16 protein-coding genes are annotated in these 19,738 nt (G+C 64.2%); 7 read left to right on the forward strand and 9 right to left on the reverse strand.

Annotation, left to right across the window (positions count from 1 at the left end; translation table 11 throughout):
• The first annotated feature begins 12 nt into the window (after positions 1-12).
• The 3 genes from groL (at position 13) to EP376_RS06085 (ending at position 3,664) form a co-directional block, all read left to right on the forward strand.
• On the forward strand, positions 13-1,641 hold the full coding sequence (groL, locus tag EP376_RS06080) for a chaperonin GroEL (protein WP_127654613.1): 1,629 nt from the start codon (positions 13-15) through the stop codon (positions 1,639-1,641).
• A gap of 106 nt (positions 1,642-1,747) precedes the next feature.
• Positions 1,748-1,882, forward strand: coding sequence for a hypothetical protein (locus tag EP376_RS23505; RefSeq protein ID WP_255519391.1), 135 nt, complete (start codon positions 1,748-1,750; stop codon positions 1,880-1,882).
• Positions 1,883-2,056: 174 nt separating this feature from the next.
• On the forward strand, positions 2,057-3,664 hold the full coding sequence (locus EP376_RS06085; RefSeq protein ID WP_127654614.1) for a GH39 family glycosyl hydrolase: 1,608 nt from the start codon (positions 2,057-2,059) through the stop codon (positions 3,662-3,664).
• Between the two features lie 131 nt (positions 3,665-3,795).
• On the opposite strand, the gene EP376_RS06090 is transcribed toward EP376_RS06085, so the two are convergent.
• Positions 3,796-5,208 carry a fused MFS/spermidine synthase gene (locus EP376_RS06090; protein WP_238928586.1) on the reverse strand — a complete coding sequence of 471 codons (1,413 nt, stop codon included), beginning with the start codon at positions 5,206-5,208 and terminating at the stop codon, positions 3,796-3,798.
• Between the two features lie 259 nt (positions 5,209-5,467).
• Here EP376_RS06090 and EP376_RS06095 point away from each other — a divergent pair, with 259 nt between their 5' ends.
• A complete protein-coding gene (locus EP376_RS06095) occupies positions 5,468-6,544 on the forward strand; it encodes a flavin monoamine oxidase family protein (protein WP_127654615.1) in 1,077 nt (358 codons plus the stop codon).
• A 403-nt stretch (positions 6,545-6,947) separates the two neighbouring features.
• Here EP376_RS06095 and EP376_RS06100 read toward each other — a convergent pair whose 3' ends face one another.
• The 5 genes from EP376_RS06100 to EP376_RS06120 all read right to left on the reverse strand — a co-directional run bounded on the left by EP376_RS06100 (position 6,948) and on the right by EP376_RS06120 (position 12,752).
• Positions 6,948-7,928 (reverse strand): ABC transporter permease, encoded by a 981-nt coding sequence (locus EP376_RS06100; RefSeq protein ID WP_127654749.1) that lies wholly within the window; start codon positions 7,926-7,928, stop codon positions 6,948-6,950.
• Positions 7,928-9,487, reverse strand: coding sequence for a sugar ABC transporter ATP-binding protein (locus EP376_RS06105; protein ID WP_127654616.1), 1,560 nt, complete (start codon positions 9,485-9,487; stop codon positions 7,928-7,930). The genes EP376_RS06100 and EP376_RS06105 overlap by 1 nt, the downstream gene beginning before the upstream one ends.
• Before the next feature lie 2 nt (positions 9,488-9,489).
• The gene (locus tag EP376_RS06110; RefSeq protein WP_127654617.1) at positions 9,490-10,650 is read right to left on the reverse strand and encodes a levoglucosan dehydrogenase; all 1,161 of its coding nucleotides are present in this window, start codon (positions 10,648-10,650) and stop codon (positions 9,490-9,492) included.
• Positions 10,651-10,765: 115 nt separating this feature from the next.
• Positions 10,766-11,887, reverse strand: a complete 1,122-nt coding sequence (locus tag EP376_RS06115; RefSeq protein ID WP_127654618.1) for a substrate-binding domain-containing protein — start codon at positions 11,885-11,887, stop codon at positions 10,766-10,768.
• A gap of 37 nt (positions 11,888-11,924) precedes the next feature.
• Entirely contained in the window at positions 11,925-12,752 is an 828-nt protein-coding gene (locus EP376_RS06120) for a sugar phosphate isomerase/epimerase family protein (protein WP_127654619.1), read from the reverse strand.
• Between the two features lie 267 nt (positions 12,753-13,019).
• On the opposite strand from EP376_RS06120, the gene EP376_RS06125 reads away from it, so the two are divergent.
• Positions 13,020-14,363 carry an ROK family protein gene (locus EP376_RS06125; RefSeq protein WP_127654620.1) on the forward strand — a complete coding sequence of 448 codons (1,344 nt, stop codon included), beginning with the start codon at positions 13,020-13,022 and terminating at the stop codon, positions 14,361-14,363.
• 24 nt (positions 14,364-14,387) lie between these two features.
• Positions 14,388-15,434 (forward strand): substrate-binding domain-containing protein, encoded by a 1,047-nt coding sequence (locus tag EP376_RS06130; RefSeq protein ID WP_127654621.1) that lies wholly within the window; start codon positions 14,388-14,390, stop codon positions 15,432-15,434.
• Between the two features lie 51 nt (positions 15,435-15,485).
• Here the strand turns inward: EP376_RS06130 and EP376_RS06135 are convergent, their stop codons facing one another.
• Positions 15,486-16,595 carry a tetratricopeptide repeat protein gene (locus tag EP376_RS06135; protein ID WP_127654622.1) on the reverse strand — a complete coding sequence of 370 codons (1,110 nt, stop codon included), beginning with the start codon at positions 16,593-16,595 and terminating at the stop codon, positions 15,486-15,488.
• Positions 16,596-16,855: 260 nt separating this feature from the next.
• Positions 16,856-17,206, reverse strand: coding sequence for a hypothetical protein (locus tag EP376_RS06140; protein WP_127654623.1), 351 nt, complete (start codon positions 17,204-17,206; stop codon positions 16,856-16,858).
• Between the two features lie 273 nt (positions 17,207-17,479).
• Between EP376_RS06140 and EP376_RS06145 the strand changes: the two genes are divergently transcribed.
• Positions 17,480-18,715, forward strand: a complete 1,236-nt coding sequence (locus tag EP376_RS06145; RefSeq protein ID WP_127654624.1) for a hypothetical protein — start codon at positions 17,480-17,482, stop codon at positions 18,713-18,715.
• 170 nt (positions 18,716-18,885) lie between these two features.
• Here EP376_RS06145 and EP376_RS06150 read toward each other — a convergent pair whose 3' ends face one another.
• Positions 18,886-19,647, reverse strand: coding sequence for a GntR family transcriptional regulator (locus EP376_RS06150; RefSeq protein WP_127654625.1), 762 nt, complete (start codon positions 19,645-19,647; stop codon positions 18,886-18,888).
• Positions 19,648-19,738 lie beyond the last annotated feature (91 nt).

The raw sequence follows: 19,738 nt of genomic DNA on the forward strand, positions 1-19,738 counted from the left end.
GGGAACCGGATCATGTCCGCCAAAGAAGTCAGATTCAGCACCGATGCCCGTGACCGCATGCTCAAGGGCATCTCCACGCTGGCCAACGCAGTGAAGATCACCCTTGGCCCCAAGGGCCGCAATGTCATCATCGACAAATCCTGGGGTGCGCCGCGCATCACCAAGGACGGCGTCACCGTCGCCAAGGAAATCGAGCTGCCCGACCATTTCCAGAACATGGGCGCCCAGATGGTCAAGGAGGTCGCGTCCCGCACAAATGACGAGGCCGGCGACGGAACCACCACCGCAACCGTCCTTGCTCATGCGATTGTCCGGGAGGGCATGAAATCGGTCGCGGCCGGCATGAACCCGATGGACGTCAAGCGCGGCATCGACAAGGCCGTCGCCGCAGTCGTGGCCGAGATCAGGACCATGTCCCGCCCGGTCGGCGACAGCGACGAGATCGCGAAGGTCGGCGCCATTTCGGCGAACGGTGAGGTCTCGATCGGACGTCAGATCGCGGATGCGATGGCAAAGGTCGGCAACGACGGCGTCATCACCGTCGAGGAAAAAAAGGGGCTTGAGACCGAAACCGAAGTGGTCGAGGGCATGCAGTTCGAACGCGGCTACCTGAGCCCCTATTTCATCACGAATACACAGAAAATGGTCGTCGAGCTGGATGATTGCGTCATCCTGCTTCATGAAAAGAAGCTGACCTCCCTCATCTCCATGGTGCCGCTGCTGGAGGCCGTTATCCAGGCTGGCAAGCAACTGCTGATCGTGGCCGAGGACATCGAGGGCGAGGCGCTTGCGACGCTGGTCGTCAACAAGCTGCGCGGCGGACTACAGGTCGCGGCCGTCAAGGCGCCCGGTTTCGGAGACCGCCGCAAGGCGATGCTGGAAGACCTGGCCGTCTTGACCGGCGGACAGGTGATTTCCGCAGAGCTTGGGATCAAGCTGGAGAATGTCACGCTCGACATGCTCGGCACGGCAAAGAAGGTCGCGATCACCAAGGATGACACCACGATCATCGACGGCGCCGGCGACAAGGACGCGATCGCGGGCCGCATCCGGCAGATCCGGGCCCAGATCGAGGAGACCACATCCGACTACGACAAAGAAAAGCTGCAGGAACGGCTGGCCAAGCTTGCCGGCGGGATTGCCGTAATCCGCGTCGGCGGGTCGACCGAGATCGAGGTGAAGGAACGCAAGGACCGGGTGGACGACGCGCTCAATGCCACCCGCGCCGCGGTTCAGGAAGGTGTCGTGCCCGGCGGTGGCGTGGCCCTCGTTCATGCCGGCAAGGTCCTCGCGGCGCTGAATGGCGAGAACGACGACCAGGATGCCGGCATCAAGATCATCCGCCGCGCGATCCAGGCGCCGCTGCGCCAGATTGCCGAGAACGCAGGCTTCGACGGAGCGGTCATCGCCGGCAAGGTGATCGAAAACGACAGCCCGACCTTCGGCTTCGACGCCCAGACCGAGGCATATGTCGACATGCTGAAGGCCGGTATCATCGACCCGACCAAGGTCGTCCGGATCGCTCTCGAAAACGCGGCTTCGATTGCCGGACTGTTGATCACCACCGAAGCGATGGTCGCGCAAAAGCCCGAACGGTCGTCCGCCGGCCGAGAGATGTCAGAGATGGACGGCATGATGTAGGCAACAGCCTTTTCCCGGGTGGCCCCTTTGCGCACCACACTCATCGGACACGGACCAAAGACGACAAGACCATCATAGACAGCAATCCGGATCAGGAGGATCTGACATGTCCAAAGGCGACAAACAGCGCGGCAACAAGGAAGTCAAAAAGCCGAAGAAGGTGAAGGAGAAGGTCGCCTCGACGTCCGACTTCTCGAAGGGCAAGACACTCACCAGCCTTGGCGAGCACAAGAAGAAATAGGCGAACGGGGTCCAGGCTTGGGCCCCTATCGCTTTGGCCCCTGATCCATCCTGTCGATGGTTGCAGGGGCCAAGACTCCGTCGCTGTTGCGGGCGCCGCCCAGCTGGCGCACAAGTTCGTTGCGGGCTCGGCACGGGCCGAAGCCGGACGACGTATCGCGGAGGAGCGACAAGAATGGCAAATGCGATGCAGATCGCCATGACGATAGAGGCCGACCGGACGACCGGGCGCTACCACCCGATCTGGAACTGGTTCGGCCACGACGAGCCGAACTACACCTATACCGAGAACGGCAAGAGGTTGCTGCGCGATCTGGCCGATGCCTCGGGCGACGCGCCTCGGCTCCGGACGCATAACCTGCTGACCTCCGGTGACGGGGAGGCGTCGCTGAAATGGGGCTCTACCAACGCCTACACAGAAGATGCCGAGGGCAATCCGATCTATGACTGGACGATCATGGACCGGATCTTCGACGCCTATGTCGAAGCGGGCATAATTCCGTTCATCCAGGTCGGCTTCACGCCGGAGGCCCTGTCCTCCGATCCGGGCCCCTACCGGCACAGCTGGTCGCTTGAGGATACCTATTCGACCATCACCACCGGCTGGGCCGCGCCCCCGAAAGACCTCGTCAAATGGCACGACCTTGTCGCCGCTTGGGCCCGTCACCTTGTCGACCGATATGGCCGCGATGCGGTGTCGTCATGGCCCTGGGAATGCTGGAACGAACCGGACGGCCATTACTGGACCGGAACACCGGCGGAGTTCTGCGCGATGTTCGAGGCGACCGTCCGCGCGGTCAAATCCGTTCTGCCGGAGGCCCGCGTCGGCGGGCCGCACACCTGTGGCGCCCATGACAACCCGGCAGCGCAGAGCTTCCTGCGCGCGGTTCTGGACTATGTCGTGGAAACCGATCTCCCGATCGACTTTCTGGCCTTCCACGCCAAGGGCAGGCCCGAGCTGATCGAGGGCAAGGTGCGCATGGGCCTTGCGAAGCAGCTGTTGGATATCCGGGACAATCTCGGGATCATTGCCGAGTATCCGACCCTTGCCCGGCTTCCCGTGATCATCGGCGAATCCGATCCCGAGGGCTGCGCCGCCTGCTCGGCCCGTGTGCATCCTCAAAACGCCTACCGTAACGGCCCGCTTTACGGCGCCTATGTGGTCGAAAGCATGATGCGGACCTACGAACTGTCGCGACAATCGGGCATCCATATTGAGGGCGCCGTGACATGGGCTTTCCTCTTCGAGGGTCAGCCTTGGTTCGACGGCTTTCGCGATCTGGCCACCAACGGTGTGGGCAAGGCGGTGCTCAACGCCTTTCGCATGCTGGGCAAGCTGGACGGCGCGTGGCTGGCCACCCACAGCGATGGCGCCCTCCCGCTTGAACACATCCTCGAAGACGGCGTCAGGAACGAACCGGACATCAACTGCGCCGCGACGCGCGATGCCAATGGCGTCAGCATCCTGATCTGGAACTACAACGATGATGACGTGGTCTCGCCATCAGGCACTGCCGAAATCACGCTGGACATCACCGGACTGCCCTCTGGCGACGTGTCGATCCGGGAATACCGGATGGACGCCGATCACGGCAACGCCTTCGGCGTCTGGCAGGAGATGGGCCGACCGCAGGACCCGACGCCCGAACAGATCGCCGAACTGGACGCCCGGTCCCGGCTGCCCTGCATTCGGGACACCGGCGCCACGCCCCACAGCGGCCGGCTGACGCTGGCGACCTCTCTGCCGCGCCAGGGGGTTGGTCTGATCCGGATCGATTTCTGAAACGTCGCCTTCCGATCGGGCGAACGCATGTCCCCTGCGGGCAGGTCTCGCCGTGAGGCTCCATGGCGACCGGTCCGATCTGGCACGTCCCGCGCCCGGCCGAAACCGGATGACGCAACCGCCCGGCCCTTTCAGCGATGCCCGACCCACCCGCGGTCGTCCGTGAAGGCGCGGGCATCCGAAATCTTGGTCGGCGAGTAGCCCCCCGGCGTGCCGTTGATGGGGTCCAGCGGCTGCAACGACGCCGCAAACAGGATATTGCGGCGGTCGCGGTTGCTCAGCGGGCCATGGACGACCTGCACATGGGGATAGAGATCGCGCAGGATCGCACTGACACCACGCGCAAGAGGCCCGTCGGTCCTGTCGATAAGGTTGACGTAGACCGGCCCGTCGACGATGGCGCGCAAGCGCTCGAAGGTTTCGCGGGTGACAAGATGCGCCGGCACCGAACCGGACGAGAACGCATCCATCACTGCGGCATCGAAGCGCCGGTCGGTCTGGTTCAGATAGACCCGCCCGTCGGCATGCACCAGGCCAAGGCGACCCGTCTCGCCTCGAGCCTCTCCCGTCGCATCATAGCCGGCCTGCGCGATCATCTCTGCCGCACGCGGCAAGTGATCGCGGACAACTTCGGTCACGAGAGGATCGATCTCGACGGCCAGCGCAGTGGCCCCCGGCCGCGAGGCAAGCAATCTGGTCGGAAGCGTATAGCCCCCACCGCCTACGAAAAGCACCGAGGGCGACGGGCCAAGATCGCGATCCATGCGCGCCCACAGCCACCGGGTATAGGACAGGACAAGCCCGATTTCACCGCTTGAGCCGGCACGGGAACTGGTGCGCTCCGCCGCCTGCGGGGTTCCGTCCGACACCAGCTGAACCTCGGCGCCCCGTTCCGCGACATGCAGGCAGGACAGACCGGATTCGAATTGGCAGGCCGGCGCTCCGGCAAGGCCCGCAAAGCCAACGAAGGCGGCGGCGGCAATGGGTATTCCGGGCTCCACCGGGCCCTCTCGTTTCACGAAGAACAGGCAGATCAATGCCACGACACCGCAGGCCGCGAATGTCGCCGTCGATCCGATCAGCGGCAGGGCCACGAACCCTGCAAGGATGGCCCCGAAGATCGCCCCGATCGAGCCCGCCGCCAGAACGATGCCGAGAGACGACCCTTCCCGGCCCGGGCGCGCCTCGATCGCGAGCTTGGCCAGCAGGGGCGTCGGCAGCGTCACGAAGACAGAGGCAGGCAAAAAGACGATGAAGACGCTCAGCATCATTCCGCCCGTCCCCCGCGCGCCGGAGGCAAAGACAAAGGCCAGAAGCGTCGGTGACACGGCCATCAGAACCGCGGTCGCGACAAGTGCGCTGCGGACGTTGCGCAATGCGATGGCCCGCGGTCGTTCTGCCACGAACCCGCCAAGGGCACTGCCCAGGGAAAACCCGCCCAGCACGGTTGCGATGACAGTCGTCCAGGTCAGCAGCGACGTGCCAAAGAACGGCGCGAGCACCCGGCCCGCGGCAATCTCGTAGGTCAGGCCGACGGCGGACAAGACGAGGATCAAAGCGATGATGACGGAAAATCGGATGGGGCGTTCCTTCTTGCTGGTCGGTCTGGCGTCTGCGCCGGCCGATAAGACGATAGCGTGCGAGATATCTTCTGCCACCGATATCGCAGAACCGCAGCATCGCACTGGCGAAAGGGCAGAAACCACTGCGGCGCTCTCGCAGGATGCAATTGCACAGGATGCCCGGATACGGCATGCCTCGCGCATTCGATCACACGCTGGATCGCGGTCTGAGAGGTGGGTTTTGGACGTTGTCGTCATCGGAGCGGGTCTTTCGGGCCTTGTCGCCGCGGTGTGCCTCCGCGAGGCGGGCGCGGATGTGCAATTGATCGAAGCCGGCACGCGGATCGGTGGCCGGATCCAGGCCCTGCGCGACCCGAAGACCGACAGCGCCCTCGCCGATCTGGGACCGACATGGGTCTGGCCAAAGTATCAGCCCGTCGTCGATCATTGGCTTGGCGCTCTTGGGCTGGAGACGTTCGATCAGTTCAACGACGGCGATGCGGTCATTGCGGGATACGGTCCCGCGGCACGCCGACAGCCGCTTCCTGGACAGGATGGCATGGTCCGCATTGTGGGCGGCCCATCGGCGATCATCGACCGGCTGGCCCGGCGACTTGATCCTGCCCGACTGCGGGTTGCGACAGCTGTGACGGGCCTCGTCGAGGACGGGTCAAAGGCGGTCCGCATTCACCTGCAAACGGGCGAGACCATCGATACGCAGAACGTGGTGCTTGCGATCCCGCTGCGGGTCGCCGCCACCAGTCTGCACATGCCGTGGGCACATTCTGATCTAACCGATCTCATGCGGCGCACCCCGACGTGGATGAGCACGCACGCCAAGGCCGTCGCCCTTTATGACCGGCCGTTCTGGCGGGAGGCGGGCCTTTCGGGGCGGATCGCCAGCCGCACCGGCCCGCTGGTCGAGGCGCATGACCATTCCGGCAGGGACGATGACCCGGCGGCGATCTTCGGCTTTGTCGGCTGGCCACCGCATCTGCGCCAGCAGGATCCCGAAGGTCTGAAGCAGGCAATCCTGACCCAGCTTACGGAGTGTCTTGGCCCCGCTGCGCGGCAGCCCAGGCAGTTGGTCGTGCAGGACTGGGCGACCAACCCGCATATCGTCACCGACCTCGATATCGCCGGACCCGCCCAGCACCCCGACATCGGGCCGGAGAGCCTCAGGCAAGCCCAACTTGACGGACGCGTCCGCTTCACCGTCTCCGAGGTGTCGCAGGTTAGCCCCGGCCTGATCGAAGGCGCGCTTGCCGCCGGGGAGACCGCGGCCGCGGGATTTATCTCGAACGGGTCGTCCGGATAGACCCGCCCCCGCTGGCGTGAAACAGCAAGGTCTCGACAGTGTCGGAAACGCTCGACGACTGTGCAAGGCGCATGATGCACCGGTGGCGACCCAGCGACGCCCTGACACAGGGAGCGCGCCCGGAAACGGAGGAGAGCAAGACTTGGATGAGCATGCAACAGCCGGTTTCGATCTCGAGGTGGCACGACACCCTGTGCACGGTTCGACCCCGGGTGACTGGCCCCGCTTGAACGACGGACCAGACCTTTTTCGCCGCAAAAGCTAATGAGCCGATCAGGCAGGACGCGACGACCGATAAGAAAGTCCAGCGGCCCCGCGAACGGAGCCGCCACATGGTCGGGCTTTGGGTCAAGCATCACCGGGAGACGGCGGACGATCCGGACCGGACCGCCCTGCCCCGTGACTACTCTCGTTTTCGGCCCGCCTGGCTAACCGCCACGGCCAGGATGATGATGGCGCCGCGGGCGATCAGCTGTTGCGAATACTCGAGGTTCATCAGGATCAGGCCGTTGTTGATGACACCGATCATCAAAGCCCCCACGATCGAGCCGATCACCGTGCCCTTGCCACCGAAGAGCGACGTCCCACCCAGAACAGCGGCGGCGATCACGGACAGTTCGTCCCCCTCGCCCAGCTGGAAGCGGCCCGATTGCAGCCGGCCGGCATAAAGCATCCCGGCGATGGCCGCGGTGGTCGCGGAAAGGATCATCACGCCCATCTTGATCCGCTCTGTCCGGACACCGGAATAGCGCGCGGCCACCGCATTGCCGCCGACCGACAGCACCTGCCGGCCGAACCGGGTATGGCGCAGGGTCACATGACCGAGGATCCCGAAGACGATCATCCACAACAACAGCGACGGAATGCCGAACGGAGAGCCGCCGCCGAAAAACCCGGCATAATCCTGGTTCAGGACCGGCACCGCGCGCGTATCGCTGATCCACATCGCCGCCCCCTTGGCGATGCCCATCATCGCAAGCGTCGTCAGGAACGTGGGGATCGCAAGCTTGGTCGACAGGAACCCGTTGATGATCCCCACCGTCAGCCCGGTCAGCAGACCCACGGCGACCCCCATCACAAGCCCGCCCGACGCGATTGCAAGCGCTGTCGTGACCGAGGCGAGCCCCGCCACGGCGCCCACCGACAGGTCGATCTCGCCCGAGGCCAGAACCAGCGTCATCGCCACCGCCATCACCGCGATGATCGCGCTTTGGCGAAAGATGTTGAGCAGGTTCACCGGATCGGTGAAACCCTTGTCGTGCAGCGTCACGGCAAAGAAGATGAACACCGCGACAAAGCCGAAATAGATGATGTTCTGACGCCAGCTGGACTTGAACCAGGCCACCAGGTCAAAGCCGCCTGGGCGTATGTCGGTATGGGCCATCATTCGGCTCCTTTCTGAACAAGCAATTGCAGTCGCTGCTCGGCACGCTGGAACGCGCTGCCGCTCAGGCTATCGACCTCTTCGGGGTCGACATGCAGGTCGTGGCGGCTGACCGTGCCGGTCACACTGCCGGTCTTCATCACCGCGATGCGGTCGGAGACCGCCAGCAGTTCGGCCAGTTCGGACGATATGAAGATCACCGATTTTCCGGCCGCGGCCAAAGCGCGTACCAGCTGGATGATCTCGGTCTTGGAGCCGATGTCGATCCCGGCGGTCGGCTCGTCCATGATCAGGATCTCGGGCAAGGCCGCCAGCCATTTGCCGATGACGATCTTCTGCTGGTTGCCGCCCGACAGCGAATTGGCCGGGGCCTTGCGGCTGTCGGTCTTGATCGACATCCGGGCGATCGTGTCATCCGCCAGCTTGGCCCGCCGCGCCCCATGGACCATGATCCTGCCCGAGACCGAACCCAGAACCGGCAGGGCGATGTTGTCCTCGACCGAATGTTCCAGAACCAGACCCTGCCGGCGCCGGTCTTCGGGCACCAGCGCGATGCCAAGCGCCATCGCATCCGACGGAGAGCGGATATCCACCTGCGACCCGTTGATCCTGATCTCGCCCACCGCGCCCGGCTGCAGGCCGAAAAGCGTCCGGGCAATGCGGGACCGGCCCGCGCCCATCAGGCCCGCAAGTCCCAGAACCTCGCCCGCGTGCAGCACAAGGTCGACAGCCCCCGGCCGCCCCTCGACGCCGACGCCACGCAATTCAAGCACGACCTGCGCCGCGGCACTGGGCTCTGCGATGAGATCGGACATGTCCCGGGTCGCCTTGCCCATGATGTCGGCGATCAGCGTCTCCAGCGTGTAGTCGGACAAGGGCCGGGTCGCGATCCTGGTCCCGTCGCGCAGGACCGTCGCACGGTCCGCAATGCGGAAGATCTCGTCCATCCGGTGCGAGACATAGACGATGGCCTTGCCCTGCGCGCGCAGCTTGTCGAGCAGCTGGAACAGGATCTCGACCTCGGAGGCCGTGAGCGCGGATGTCGGCTCGTCCAGGATAAGGATCGAGACATCCTGGCTCAGCGCCTTGGCGATTTCGGTCAGCTGCTGCTGACCCGCGCTCAGGGAGCCGACCTCGGCACGGGGATCGATATCGACACCCATGCTCGCGAAAATCTCGCGCGCCTTCGCCAGCATCTTGCGGTCCGAGATCATGCCAAAGGCGTTCGACGGCTCGCGCAGAAGAAAGATGTTCTGCGCCACGGTCAGGGTGGGAACGAGGCTCATCTCCTGAAAGATCATCCCGATCCCCAGTTCGGAGGCGAGGCGCGGGGTCAGGCCCGACACCTCCCTGCCGCCGACGACGATGGTGCCGCTGGTGGGTTCATAGACGCCCTGAAGGATTTTCAGGATCGTCGACTTGCCCGCCCCGTTCTCACCCAGAAGCGCGTGGATCTCGCCACTGGCAACCGCGAGGTCGACGGATTTCAGGGCGCGGACGCCGCCGAAATTCTTGACCATCGCCCGCATCTCGAATGCATTTTCGGCTGCCTGTGGCATGTTCAGACCTCGATCCAGCTCTGGCTTTCGCCCGAGGCAACAATGGCATCCGCGATCTGGCAGATGCGGAACCCGTCGTCGAAATTCGGGCTTGGCTGTTCACCCGAGGTGATCGCCCGGAACAGGTCATAGCATTCGATGATCTTGGTTTCACCATAACCGATGCCCAGTGCCGGGATCGGCCAGAGGCCATGCCCATAGGGATGCGGCGCGCCGGTATAGATCGTGCGGAACCCGCGCGCGTCGGCCGGATCGTCGGCAAACATCACCTGCAATTCGTCGCGGCGTTCATAGTTGAAATGGATCGAGCCCTTGGTGCCGTGAACCTCGAAGGTCAGGTAATTGTTGCGCCCATAGGCGTTGCGGCTGGCCTCGATCGAGCCATAGGCACCGTTCGAGAATCGGACCTGCGTGATCATCTCGTCATCGACATCGACAACGCCCCGCTTGGCCGAGGCGTCACCGCCGCCCACGCCCAGCTTGTCGACATTGCCCTGCTGGATGGGGCGGGTGGGGATCAGCGTCCGGTTGACCGAATTCACCGCCGCGATCTCGCCCACGAGATAGCGGGCGAAATCGACGACATGCGTGCCGATGTCACCGATCGTGCCTGAGCCCGCGACATCCTTCTGGAACCGCCAGGACAGGGGGCTGTCGGGGTCGGCGGACCAATCCTGAAGATAGGTGCCGCGGAAATTGACGACCTCGCCGATGCGGCCCTCTTCGATCAGCTTGCGCGCCAGCGCCACCGCCGGCGTGCGGCGATAGTTGAAGGCGACCATGTGGATCACCCCGGCCTTCTGGACGGCGTCGAGCATCGTCTTGGCCTCGTCCGCGGTCCTGGCAAGGGGCTTTTCGCTGATGATGTGCTTGCCCGCCTCGGCGGCGGCGATGGCGATCTCGGCATGGGTGTCGTTGGGGGTGCAGATATCCACGACGTCGATATCGTCACGGGCCACCACGGCGCGCCAGTCGGCCGAGCCTTCTTCGAACCCGACCCTCGCCGCGGCCTCGTCGGCGCGGGCCTGATCGATATCGACCACGACCTTGCGGACCGGGATCGCCGGGGCCGGCCAGAAGAACATCGGCATCGCCGCATAGGCCATGGCGTGGGCCTTGCCCATGAAGCCGCCACCGATCATCGCTACATTCATCTTTTTCATTGCATCGCTCGCAATTCGGGCGTTTGCGCCCCGCCGGGGCACAGCACGCGGTTCGGAAAATCAGGGAAATTTGGCGGCTGGCCGAGGGAGGGACGGCCAGCCGCCGGCTGCAGGCTTACTGCATGCTGCCCACAACGGTGTCGGGAGCGTCGGTCGAATAGACCGTTTGCCAGGCGTCGAGCAGGTTGTCCTGCACCACCGGCAGCGCCGGGAGCGCGACGTAGGCCGGTGCCTCGCGATCCAGCAGGCCGTAGCCCGCCAGCATGGCCTCGGTCACGCCCTGATCGAACGGGCGCTGTGCCCCCAGACCATGGATATAGCCGCCGCGCGCCATATCGATCGCGACGTTCTCGCCCAGATCAATCGTCGTGATGATCAGATCATCCCGGCCCGCGGCACGAGCCGCCGCGATCACGCCCTCGGCCGGCACGTCCCAGACCGCCCAGATCCCGTCGATCCCACGGTTGGAGATCATCATGGCACTGGCCGCACGTTCGGCGTCACCCGTGAAGTCCGGACCGCCGATGCCCTGTTCGGCCACGATCTCGATCTCGGGATAGGTCTCTTCGATGGTTGCCCGGAACGCGTCATAGCGCTGGCGCGTCACAAAGAAATCCGCGGCGTGATAGACGATCCCGATTTCCCCGCCCTCTTCGCCAAGGGCCTGCGCCATCAGGTGGGCCGAGGCGACGCCGTTGCCGTAATTGTCCGCAGACACGACGGAGACGTAATCCTCTCCCGCCGTCAGACCGGCAGGCACGTTGTCCATGAACACCATCTCGACACCGCGTTCGGCAGCAAGCCGGTAGGCGCTGGCCGTCGCGACCGGATCGGTCGGGATCGACACGATGATCGAGGGGTTCTGGGCAAGGATCGTCTCGATATCCGAGACCTGCTTGGCCGCCGAGAACCCGGCATCGGTGACCGCGATCACCTCGATGCCCATGATCTCGAACTGGTGACGCAGACCGTTGACCTGCGCCTGGCTCCAGTCGTTGCCGCCGTAATGCAGCACGATGGCGGCGGTGGCGTTCATCGCGCGGATCGTCGCCAGGTCCTCATCGCTGAGCATGATCTCGGAGGCCGCCGTCGGCGTCTCCCCGTTGGGACCTGTCGACAGAACCTGGTCTGCCAGTTGCGCAAGCGCCTCGGCCGCCGATTGCGCAGACAGCTGCGTCGCCCCAAGGCTGGCGCCCAATGCGATCGCCGCAACGCTGGAAAGTTTCAAAAAGCTCATCTCGGTCTCCTCCCGAATGTGATGATTGTTGTTGAGTTCAGGCAGCGGCCATCGCGGCCGTGAGCCATTGGTAGCTTTGCTTCGCGCCTTCGGTCGGATCGGGCCAGGCGTCGAGTTCTGTGGTGATCCAGCCGTCGAAGCCGGTCTCCGACAGCGCGGTCATGATCGCCGTCATGTCCAGATCGCCCTGCCCTAGCGGCGTAAATCCGAAAGGATCGGATTGCAGACCCTTGAGGTGGACATAGCTGATGCGGTCGGCCCATTGGCGGATCAGCGCGGGCACATCGCAGCCGCCGGCGGCGAGGTGTGCGGTATCGGGGCAGAAATCGATGCCAGTATGGGCAAAGATCTCGGCGATCTCGTCCGGCGCCTCGGCCAGCGTGGTCAGATGCGGATGGTAATGCGCTCGGAGCCCCGCGCCTTCCGCGATCTCGCGGCAGGTCTCGAGCCCGGCGCCCGTCGCGGCGCGATCGCCCGGCTCTGCGCCGGCAAGCCGCTTGGCGCCGCCACCGACGACCAGATGGGTCGTGCCGAATTCGGCGGCCAGATCGGCCACGCGCCGGATCTTTTCGAATTCCTCGGCCGCCACGTCCGGGAAGATCAGGTTGGCGCCCGAATAGACCGCCAGCAGATCAAGGCCCGTCCGCTGAAGAAGCGCCTTCAGCTCATCCTTGCGATCCGCATATTCCAGCAGGTTTCCGTCGAAAATCTCGACGCCCTTGTAGCCCGCCGCGGCGATATCGCTGAATGCCTGCGCCATGTCGGCAAAGGTCATGTAGGTCAGATTGCCGATCGACGTCACCCCGACCGGATGCCCGCCGAGCGGGCCCCAGCAATTGGCGTGATAGGCCAGTTTTGCATCCATGACGTGATCCCTCCTCGCTTCATTGGTGGGCCGTTCGTTCCGTGCCTCACCTGATGTCGGTCAAACTCTGCGCACATCCCGCTCAAGTCAATATTAAATCTGCATAAGCGATATTTCTTTTGCTGTTTTTCGGCAAAAGTAATGTATTGAAGGGTTTATGAAGCCCATGTTATGCACTTGAAGAGCCTTCAGAAGGTCATCCACCGATGAGAACGGTCCGCGCACCACAGAATCACGATGCCCCCCATTCAGCCCGGAGGGGTGCCGATGCCTGATACGTCGCGCCCGAACGGTCGGGGCCGCAAACGCAACAGCGAGACGCCCAGCCGAAGCCTGATCACCATCCTCAACCTCGTGCGCAAAGGCACTGCCGACACGCGCCAGGAGATCGAGCGGACCTGCGAACTGGGCCGTGCCGTCGTGGCCGACCGGCTTGCGACGCTGGCGGAACTCGATCTGGTGGACGAGACGAAGACCGGCATCGCCACTGGCGGCCGCGCACCCAAGCTGGTCACCTTTCACCGCAATGCGGGCTGTATCCTGGTGGCCTCGCTCGATCAGAATTCGCTGAGTATCGGTCTGGCCGACCTGTCGGGCCGCCTTCTGACAGAACATCACGAGGCGATGGAGCTGTCGCTCGACCCACGCGGCATCCTCGACAGGCTGGTCAAGCTGTTCGACTGGATCCTTGCCCGCCACACCGACGCAGGCACACTCTGGGGCATCGGCCTGTCGGTGCCCGCCCCCGTCCTGACCCCATCGTCCGAGACGTTTCTGAGCGCCACCCCCTCCTTCCTGCCCGGCTGGGAACACATCCCCGTGGTCGAGACGCTGATCGGCCGGTTCGACGCCCCGGTGTGGATCCGCAGCAGCGTCGAGACGATGACGATGGGCGAGCTGAGCGCCGGGGCCGCGACCGATGTCGACACGATGCTGTTCGTGAAGGTCGGCAAGCGGATCGGCGCGGGGCTGGCCGTCGGCGGGCAGCTGTTTCGCGGCACAAAGGGCGCCGCGGGCCTGATCGGGCAACTGCCCGTCACCGACGCCGGCCGCACCGGCCCGCTCGAGGCGATGGCCGGGGCCGACATGATCCAGCGCGAAGGCCTTGCCGCCGCGCAGGACGGCAGCAGCAGTTATCTGGCCGATATCCTCGCGCGGATGGGCGAATTGACACCCTTCGATGTGGGTCAGGCGGCACAGGCCGGCGACCCGGCCAGCATGGACATCCTGTCGCGCAGTGGCCGCATGATCGGCCATTCCGTCGCCTATCTTGCCACCATGCTGAACCCCGAGATCATCGTTCTTGGGGGCAGCGTCGCCATGACCAACGACACCCTGCTCGCCGCCGTGCGCGAGGTCGTCTACCGCGAGAGCCACCCGCTGGTGACCCGCGACCTGCGCATCATCAGTTCCCAGATGGGAAGTTCGGCCGCATTGGTGGGCGCCGCCACCGTTGTGACAGAGGCGCTGTTCGATCCCGACCTGATGCGGGGCTGGATCGTGCAGGGCGTGCCGCAAACCCACCCCGGGTTCCGTGCCGCGCGCGACGCGGCCGCAGATCGGCTGACCACCACGCCCGCCCCGCCGACGCCCCCCGCGCCATCCCTCTAGATCACGAAAAGGGCCGAATTCATCATGCGCACGACGACCCCCGCCCCAGCGGCGAGCCATACCATCTCGGGCCTCGGGCCCCATGGCGAACGGGCTTCGGATCCGCGCCGCCTCGTGATCACGGCAAGCGACGCGGCGGCGGCCCGCGCAGGCGGATTCCGGGTGGCCGTTGTCCTGCACACCCTGTCCGGCAACTGGTCGGAACAGCACCTTGCCGCGATCGCGGGCACGCTGGGCGATGTGTCGATCCCGCTGCTGGACGTCATCGATTGCGAATTCGATCCCGACAGGCAGATCGCGGCGCTCGACCGGTTGATCGCTGAACGCCCCGACGCCATCATCTCGCTGCCCGTCGACAACACCGCGGTGGCCGAGGCGCATCTTCGCGTGGCGCGCGCGGGGATAAAGCTTCTGCTGCTCGACAACGCGCCGACAGGGCTTCTTCCGGGAAAGGATTACGTCTCGCTCGTGTCGGCGGACAATTTCGGGCTGGGCCGCACCGCGGCCGAACTCATGGCCGAACATCTGCCGCAGGGCGCCTCGGTCGGCGTGCTGAGCTATGACGTGGACTTCTTCGCCACGAACCAGCGCGAGATCGCGTTCACCAAGTGGATGACCACGCAACGCCCCGATGTGACGCTGCATACTGCAGGTTTCGGCGCGCCCCACCTCGCCGGTGAAACCGCCCGCTCCTTCCTCGAGGAACACTCCGCTCTCGACGGCCTTTTCGTGGTCTGGGACGAACCGGCGGTTCCCGTCCTCGAACAGCTTGAAGAGTTGGGCGCCAGAATGGCGGTGACGACCGTCGATCTGGGCGAGAAGGTCGCCCCGCGCCTTGCCGATGGCACGATCCTCAAGGGGGTAGCTGCGCAGAACCCGTTTTCGCAGGGCGTCGCCATGGCGCAGGTCACGATCCTGTCGCTTCTGGGGCGCCAGACCCCGGCGTGGATCGCCCTGCCCGGCATCCCGATCACGCCCGCCGGAATTCTCGGCGGCTACCAGTCCGTCTGGCGCGCGCCTGCGCCCCGGGAGATCATGGAGATGCGCGAAAGCCGGGCATCGGGCAGCTAGGCCCTCCGGCAGTGACAGGACAGCGCTGTCGTCATAGCCGACGGGGCTTGCCTAACGACTAACCGCCGCGTCTATCGCCTGTTCCAGCCGTGTTCGTGCCTCATCGATCGATTCATCGACCGGATCCTTCCAGATCGAGACGCTTGGGAACCGTGCAAGAATGTCGCGGGCGCGGTCCACCTCACCTTGCGCCACAAGGATCTCTCCAACCGATGCGAGCGCTTGTGCGCGTTGCTGACCCAAGGAAATGCGGTCCGCCAGCGCCAATGCCAACCCGAACTCGCCGATGGCCGCCAAAGCCCCGGCCGTGCTGTCCTGCACATAGGACCGACGGAACGGTCCGCGCAGCGCGTCCGCATAGGCGATGGCCTCATCGGTCCGACCGGCAAGCACAAGCGCCGATGCAATCGCCTTGTGCGCATTCGTGACTTCGATACCGGGAGCCCCGGACGGCAGGACCTCGATCGCCAGTTCGATCTGGCCCCGTTCCGCCAGGGTCTGCGAAACCCGGGCCTTCGCCTCCAATCTCAGGGCGCTGTTGCCAATCGCATCCGACAGGGCAAGCGCGTCGTCCGTTCGTCCTGCTTCGGCATAGGCGACGGCGACGTCCCCATACCTCCGCCATTTGCTGGCCATCCGGTCAGCGGTGGAAAGCGCGTCGTCATGGGCGCCAAGATCAAGGAAGGCGGAGAACATCTGGTAGAGGGCATCCTCGCGCGCATTCGATTCCGGATGACCCTCAACGAAGCCGTCCAGCATGTCGATTGTCGCGCGTTGGAGATCGGCAAACCCGTTCTGTTCCAGAAGATCCAGAAAACGACCAATCCGCGAAACCGTCCACAGATCGCTGTTTGTGCCAAAGCCGGTCGTGGTGCTGAACCCGTCGAACCCGATCTCGATCGCGGCCTCGAGCAGCTGCCGGGCATAGGCCTGTTCGCCCCGCTCCAACAGCGCCTCCGCCATCTCCTGCAATCGGACGCCGGGGCTGTCCTGTGCCAATGCGTCGGGAATGACCTGACTGTTCATGCAGCCGGGATCGGGAGTGATCAGGCACATCTCTGGCGAGGTCGGCTGAGAGCCTGCCTCGCCCTGAGCCCAAAGCGGGTTCGACAGGCCAAGCGCTGCCACAAGTGTCGCAATGATCCCGCGGTGATGTTTCAACGGACCCTCTTCAGAGCGCGACGGGATGAAACGAGTGTCCCGCCGTCGCCGGTTGCAGTGTCGCGGCACATGACGGGCACTTTCCTTGATTTGTCGCAAGTCATGCGGATGATCCCGCGGCCACTACGGCGCGGGGTCCGGATCGGGCCAAGGCCTCGGATCAGGCCCGCACGGGATCGCGGCTACCAAGGTCTGACGCCAGACCAGCGACCGGGCGCCATGTTTCATATCCGAGGGTCACACGGCCCCGGCGCCGGACGCTAACGATCCGTGCATTCGTCGAGGAGCAGGTTCTCCGTGGGGCTGGCATAGCTCAGGCCCGCGCTTGTCTGTGCGACGGTCACGTCGAAATTGGGAATCGCGACAGAGCCCGCACGACATTCGACCAGATCGAGCGTCAGACCGAAACGCGCCGGTGTGACGGCCCCGATCTCGCAGGCGGTCTCGCGAAAGATCACGGATGTCGGCGTGAGATCGAGATTGACCTCCTCGCCCAGACAGAGGTTTGTCTGGCCGTAAGAGCCGACATATTCGGCCACGTAGATTTCGCGCGGGGTCGGTGGCCCGGCACAGGCGGCCAGGGCAATAGCGAGGAAGAGTGGACGGATCATGAAGGCTCCCATCGTGACTATCCCGAGATGTCGGGATCACGTTAGCGTCAAACGAGGACGGATGGCCATCACCTTGATGCAGGACATATCGGCAAAGACGGATGAGGCAACGCCTGCAATCGCATCCCTTTGCCCGTTCTCAACTGTTGTCTCAGGGTTGACGGTGTCACCGCGAACGGTCTCGGGCCGGGTCTCATGCCGCCTCTCTTGTTGGCTCAAGACGATGGCTGTATCAGTCCTGACCGTCAGACCGTCTTTGGGGAGGCCCGTTTCGTGACTTGGATGACCCAGTTTCCGGACCGGTCGGATAACGGTGGGTCAAGGCCCGGCGAACACGGCTCAACATCCGCGAACGGCCTGACAATCCCCAGCAACATTCGGCGGCTCGAGGATGGTCGCACGCTGCACGTGGCGCTGACAGGCACGTCGAATTCGATCCTCGGGAATGGATTTTCCGCGGGGATCGGGACCCATCCGGACGTGGGTCTGTTTCTGAACAAATCCACGGGTGCCTCGGGGTCCGTCGCGATTCCGGCACATATGCCGAACCTGAACCTGACGAATTACCAGTATCTGTTGATCGATTACTGCGTGAACGAAGCCTTCCTCGTTTCGAATGGTCTCGAAACGATCGAGAATGTCTTTCGGCACATGGCGGCGCTGATCGACTTTGCGGTCCGTCAGGGCTGCCTGCCCGTTCTCGTCAACCTTCCGACACGTCCCGCCGTTGGTCAGGACATGCCCGTCCCGGCTATGCTCGAGGCGGAATTCGTCTCGCGTGGCGTGCCGATGCTGGATGCGCAATCGCTGATCGAGACCCTTGCCCGACGTCTTGGCCGGCCCGTCGAGGACTTGTTCCTCGACGAGGCTCACCTGAAACGGCCTGTTGCGTTCGAGATCGGCCAATGCGCCGTCAGACTGCTTGAGCGATGCAGACGCGCGGGGGCGATCGACCGGGTGGGACGGCAGACGGATGCTGTCTACGGTCGTGTCGGGTTCATCCCGGCCGGGGCCCTGATCACGAAGGGTCTCTCCACGGTCGAGCGATCCAACAGGCTTTTGCGGCTGCAACTTCTACAGATCGGGGCCGGGCAGAGCATAACCGTTCCGGCGCCGCCTCCCGGTCGGCGGCATGTGCTGAGGGGGGTCGCCTACAATGCCACCCGGAGCATCGGGCGCCTGATCTCTGAAAAGGATGACCTTCTCCTTGATGTCGGCCGGTCCCATTACTTCGGAATGGACCGCGATCTGCTGCTGATCAGCTTTCCATCGCCGTTTCCCGATCGTCCGATCAGCGATGAGGTCACATTCATTTGCGAAGGTGTAGATGAGGACGACGCTGACAAGCATCCGATGGCGTTCGAAATCGCCGGTATCATGGTTCACGATCCGGACGTGCTCTACCCGCTGCACACAATCTCGGTTCACGAAGACTTCCGCCATTTGAACGACGCATTGGACGAGGACGATTTCGCGCGGCTCGAGACCGCATGGGACAAGGCCGGTTAAGCGAGGACCTGGAGGCCCAGGACTTGCTGTCGCTGTTGTCCGATGTCCCGTGACAATGCCGCAAACACTACGCGCGTCCGCGTTTGAGCTTCGACTGCGTGTTCCACATGCTCCCGCACGAGCGCACGGACCAACTCCTGAAGAAATGGCGGGGGGCAAATCGGCTGCGGCTATCCGCTCTCCGCGATTTGAAGTTCCGCCACGAAGTCATAAGCATCCCCGCGATAAAGCGAGCGGGTGAACTCGGCGATCTTGCCGCTTGGCAGGTAGGACACGCGCGAGATTTGCAGGGCCGCGATGCCTTCGTCGACGTCGAGAAGCGCCGCGTCGGGTGCAAGCAGGTTCGTCGCGATGATATGCTGAACCGCGCGCACGGGCTTGTTGCCCGTCTTCTTGAGAAGTTCGTAAAGCGACTCCTCAACCTCAAGCGGATTAGGGAGCACGTCGGTCGGCAACGATGCCCGTTCGATCGCCACGGGTGTCCCATTGGCAAGGCGCAGCCGCTCCAGCCGTGCGACCGAATCCCGCGCGCTCAGGCCAAGCGTCATGATCTCTTCCGGTGACGGCAGGAAAATCCCACGCGACAGAAAGGTCGATGTCACCTTCATGCCCCGTCGGGCCATGTCCTCGGTAAAGGAGGTCAGTCGCGACAGCGATTGTTCGACCCGGGTGATCGGCGCTGCGACCGCCGTTCCTGACCCCTGCTTCTGCTCGATCAGGCCGATTTCAACGAGCGGCGCGACGGCCTTGCGGATCGTCACACGGGACAATCCCGTCATCCGCGCCACTTCACGCTCTGGCGGAAGCGGTGTTCCCGGGGGCAATTGCTGGCTTTCAATCGCACTCTGCAGATGTCGCTTGAGCTGGATGTATCGGGGGCCACCCGCCTCGGACAGCCAAAGCTCCGGCGCGAATATCTCGTTGAAATTCATCGAATGTGCCTCTCTGCCCCTGAGGATCTGCGATCAGTTTCCGGCTTGTGTCGCGCCACCCCGACACACAATACCATTTTGAACCGCCGAA

Source organism: Alexandriicola marinus (assembly GCF_004000435.1).
Lineage (GTDB): Bacteria > Pseudomonadota > Alphaproteobacteria > Rhodobacterales > Rhodobacteraceae > Alexandriicola > Alexandriicola marinus.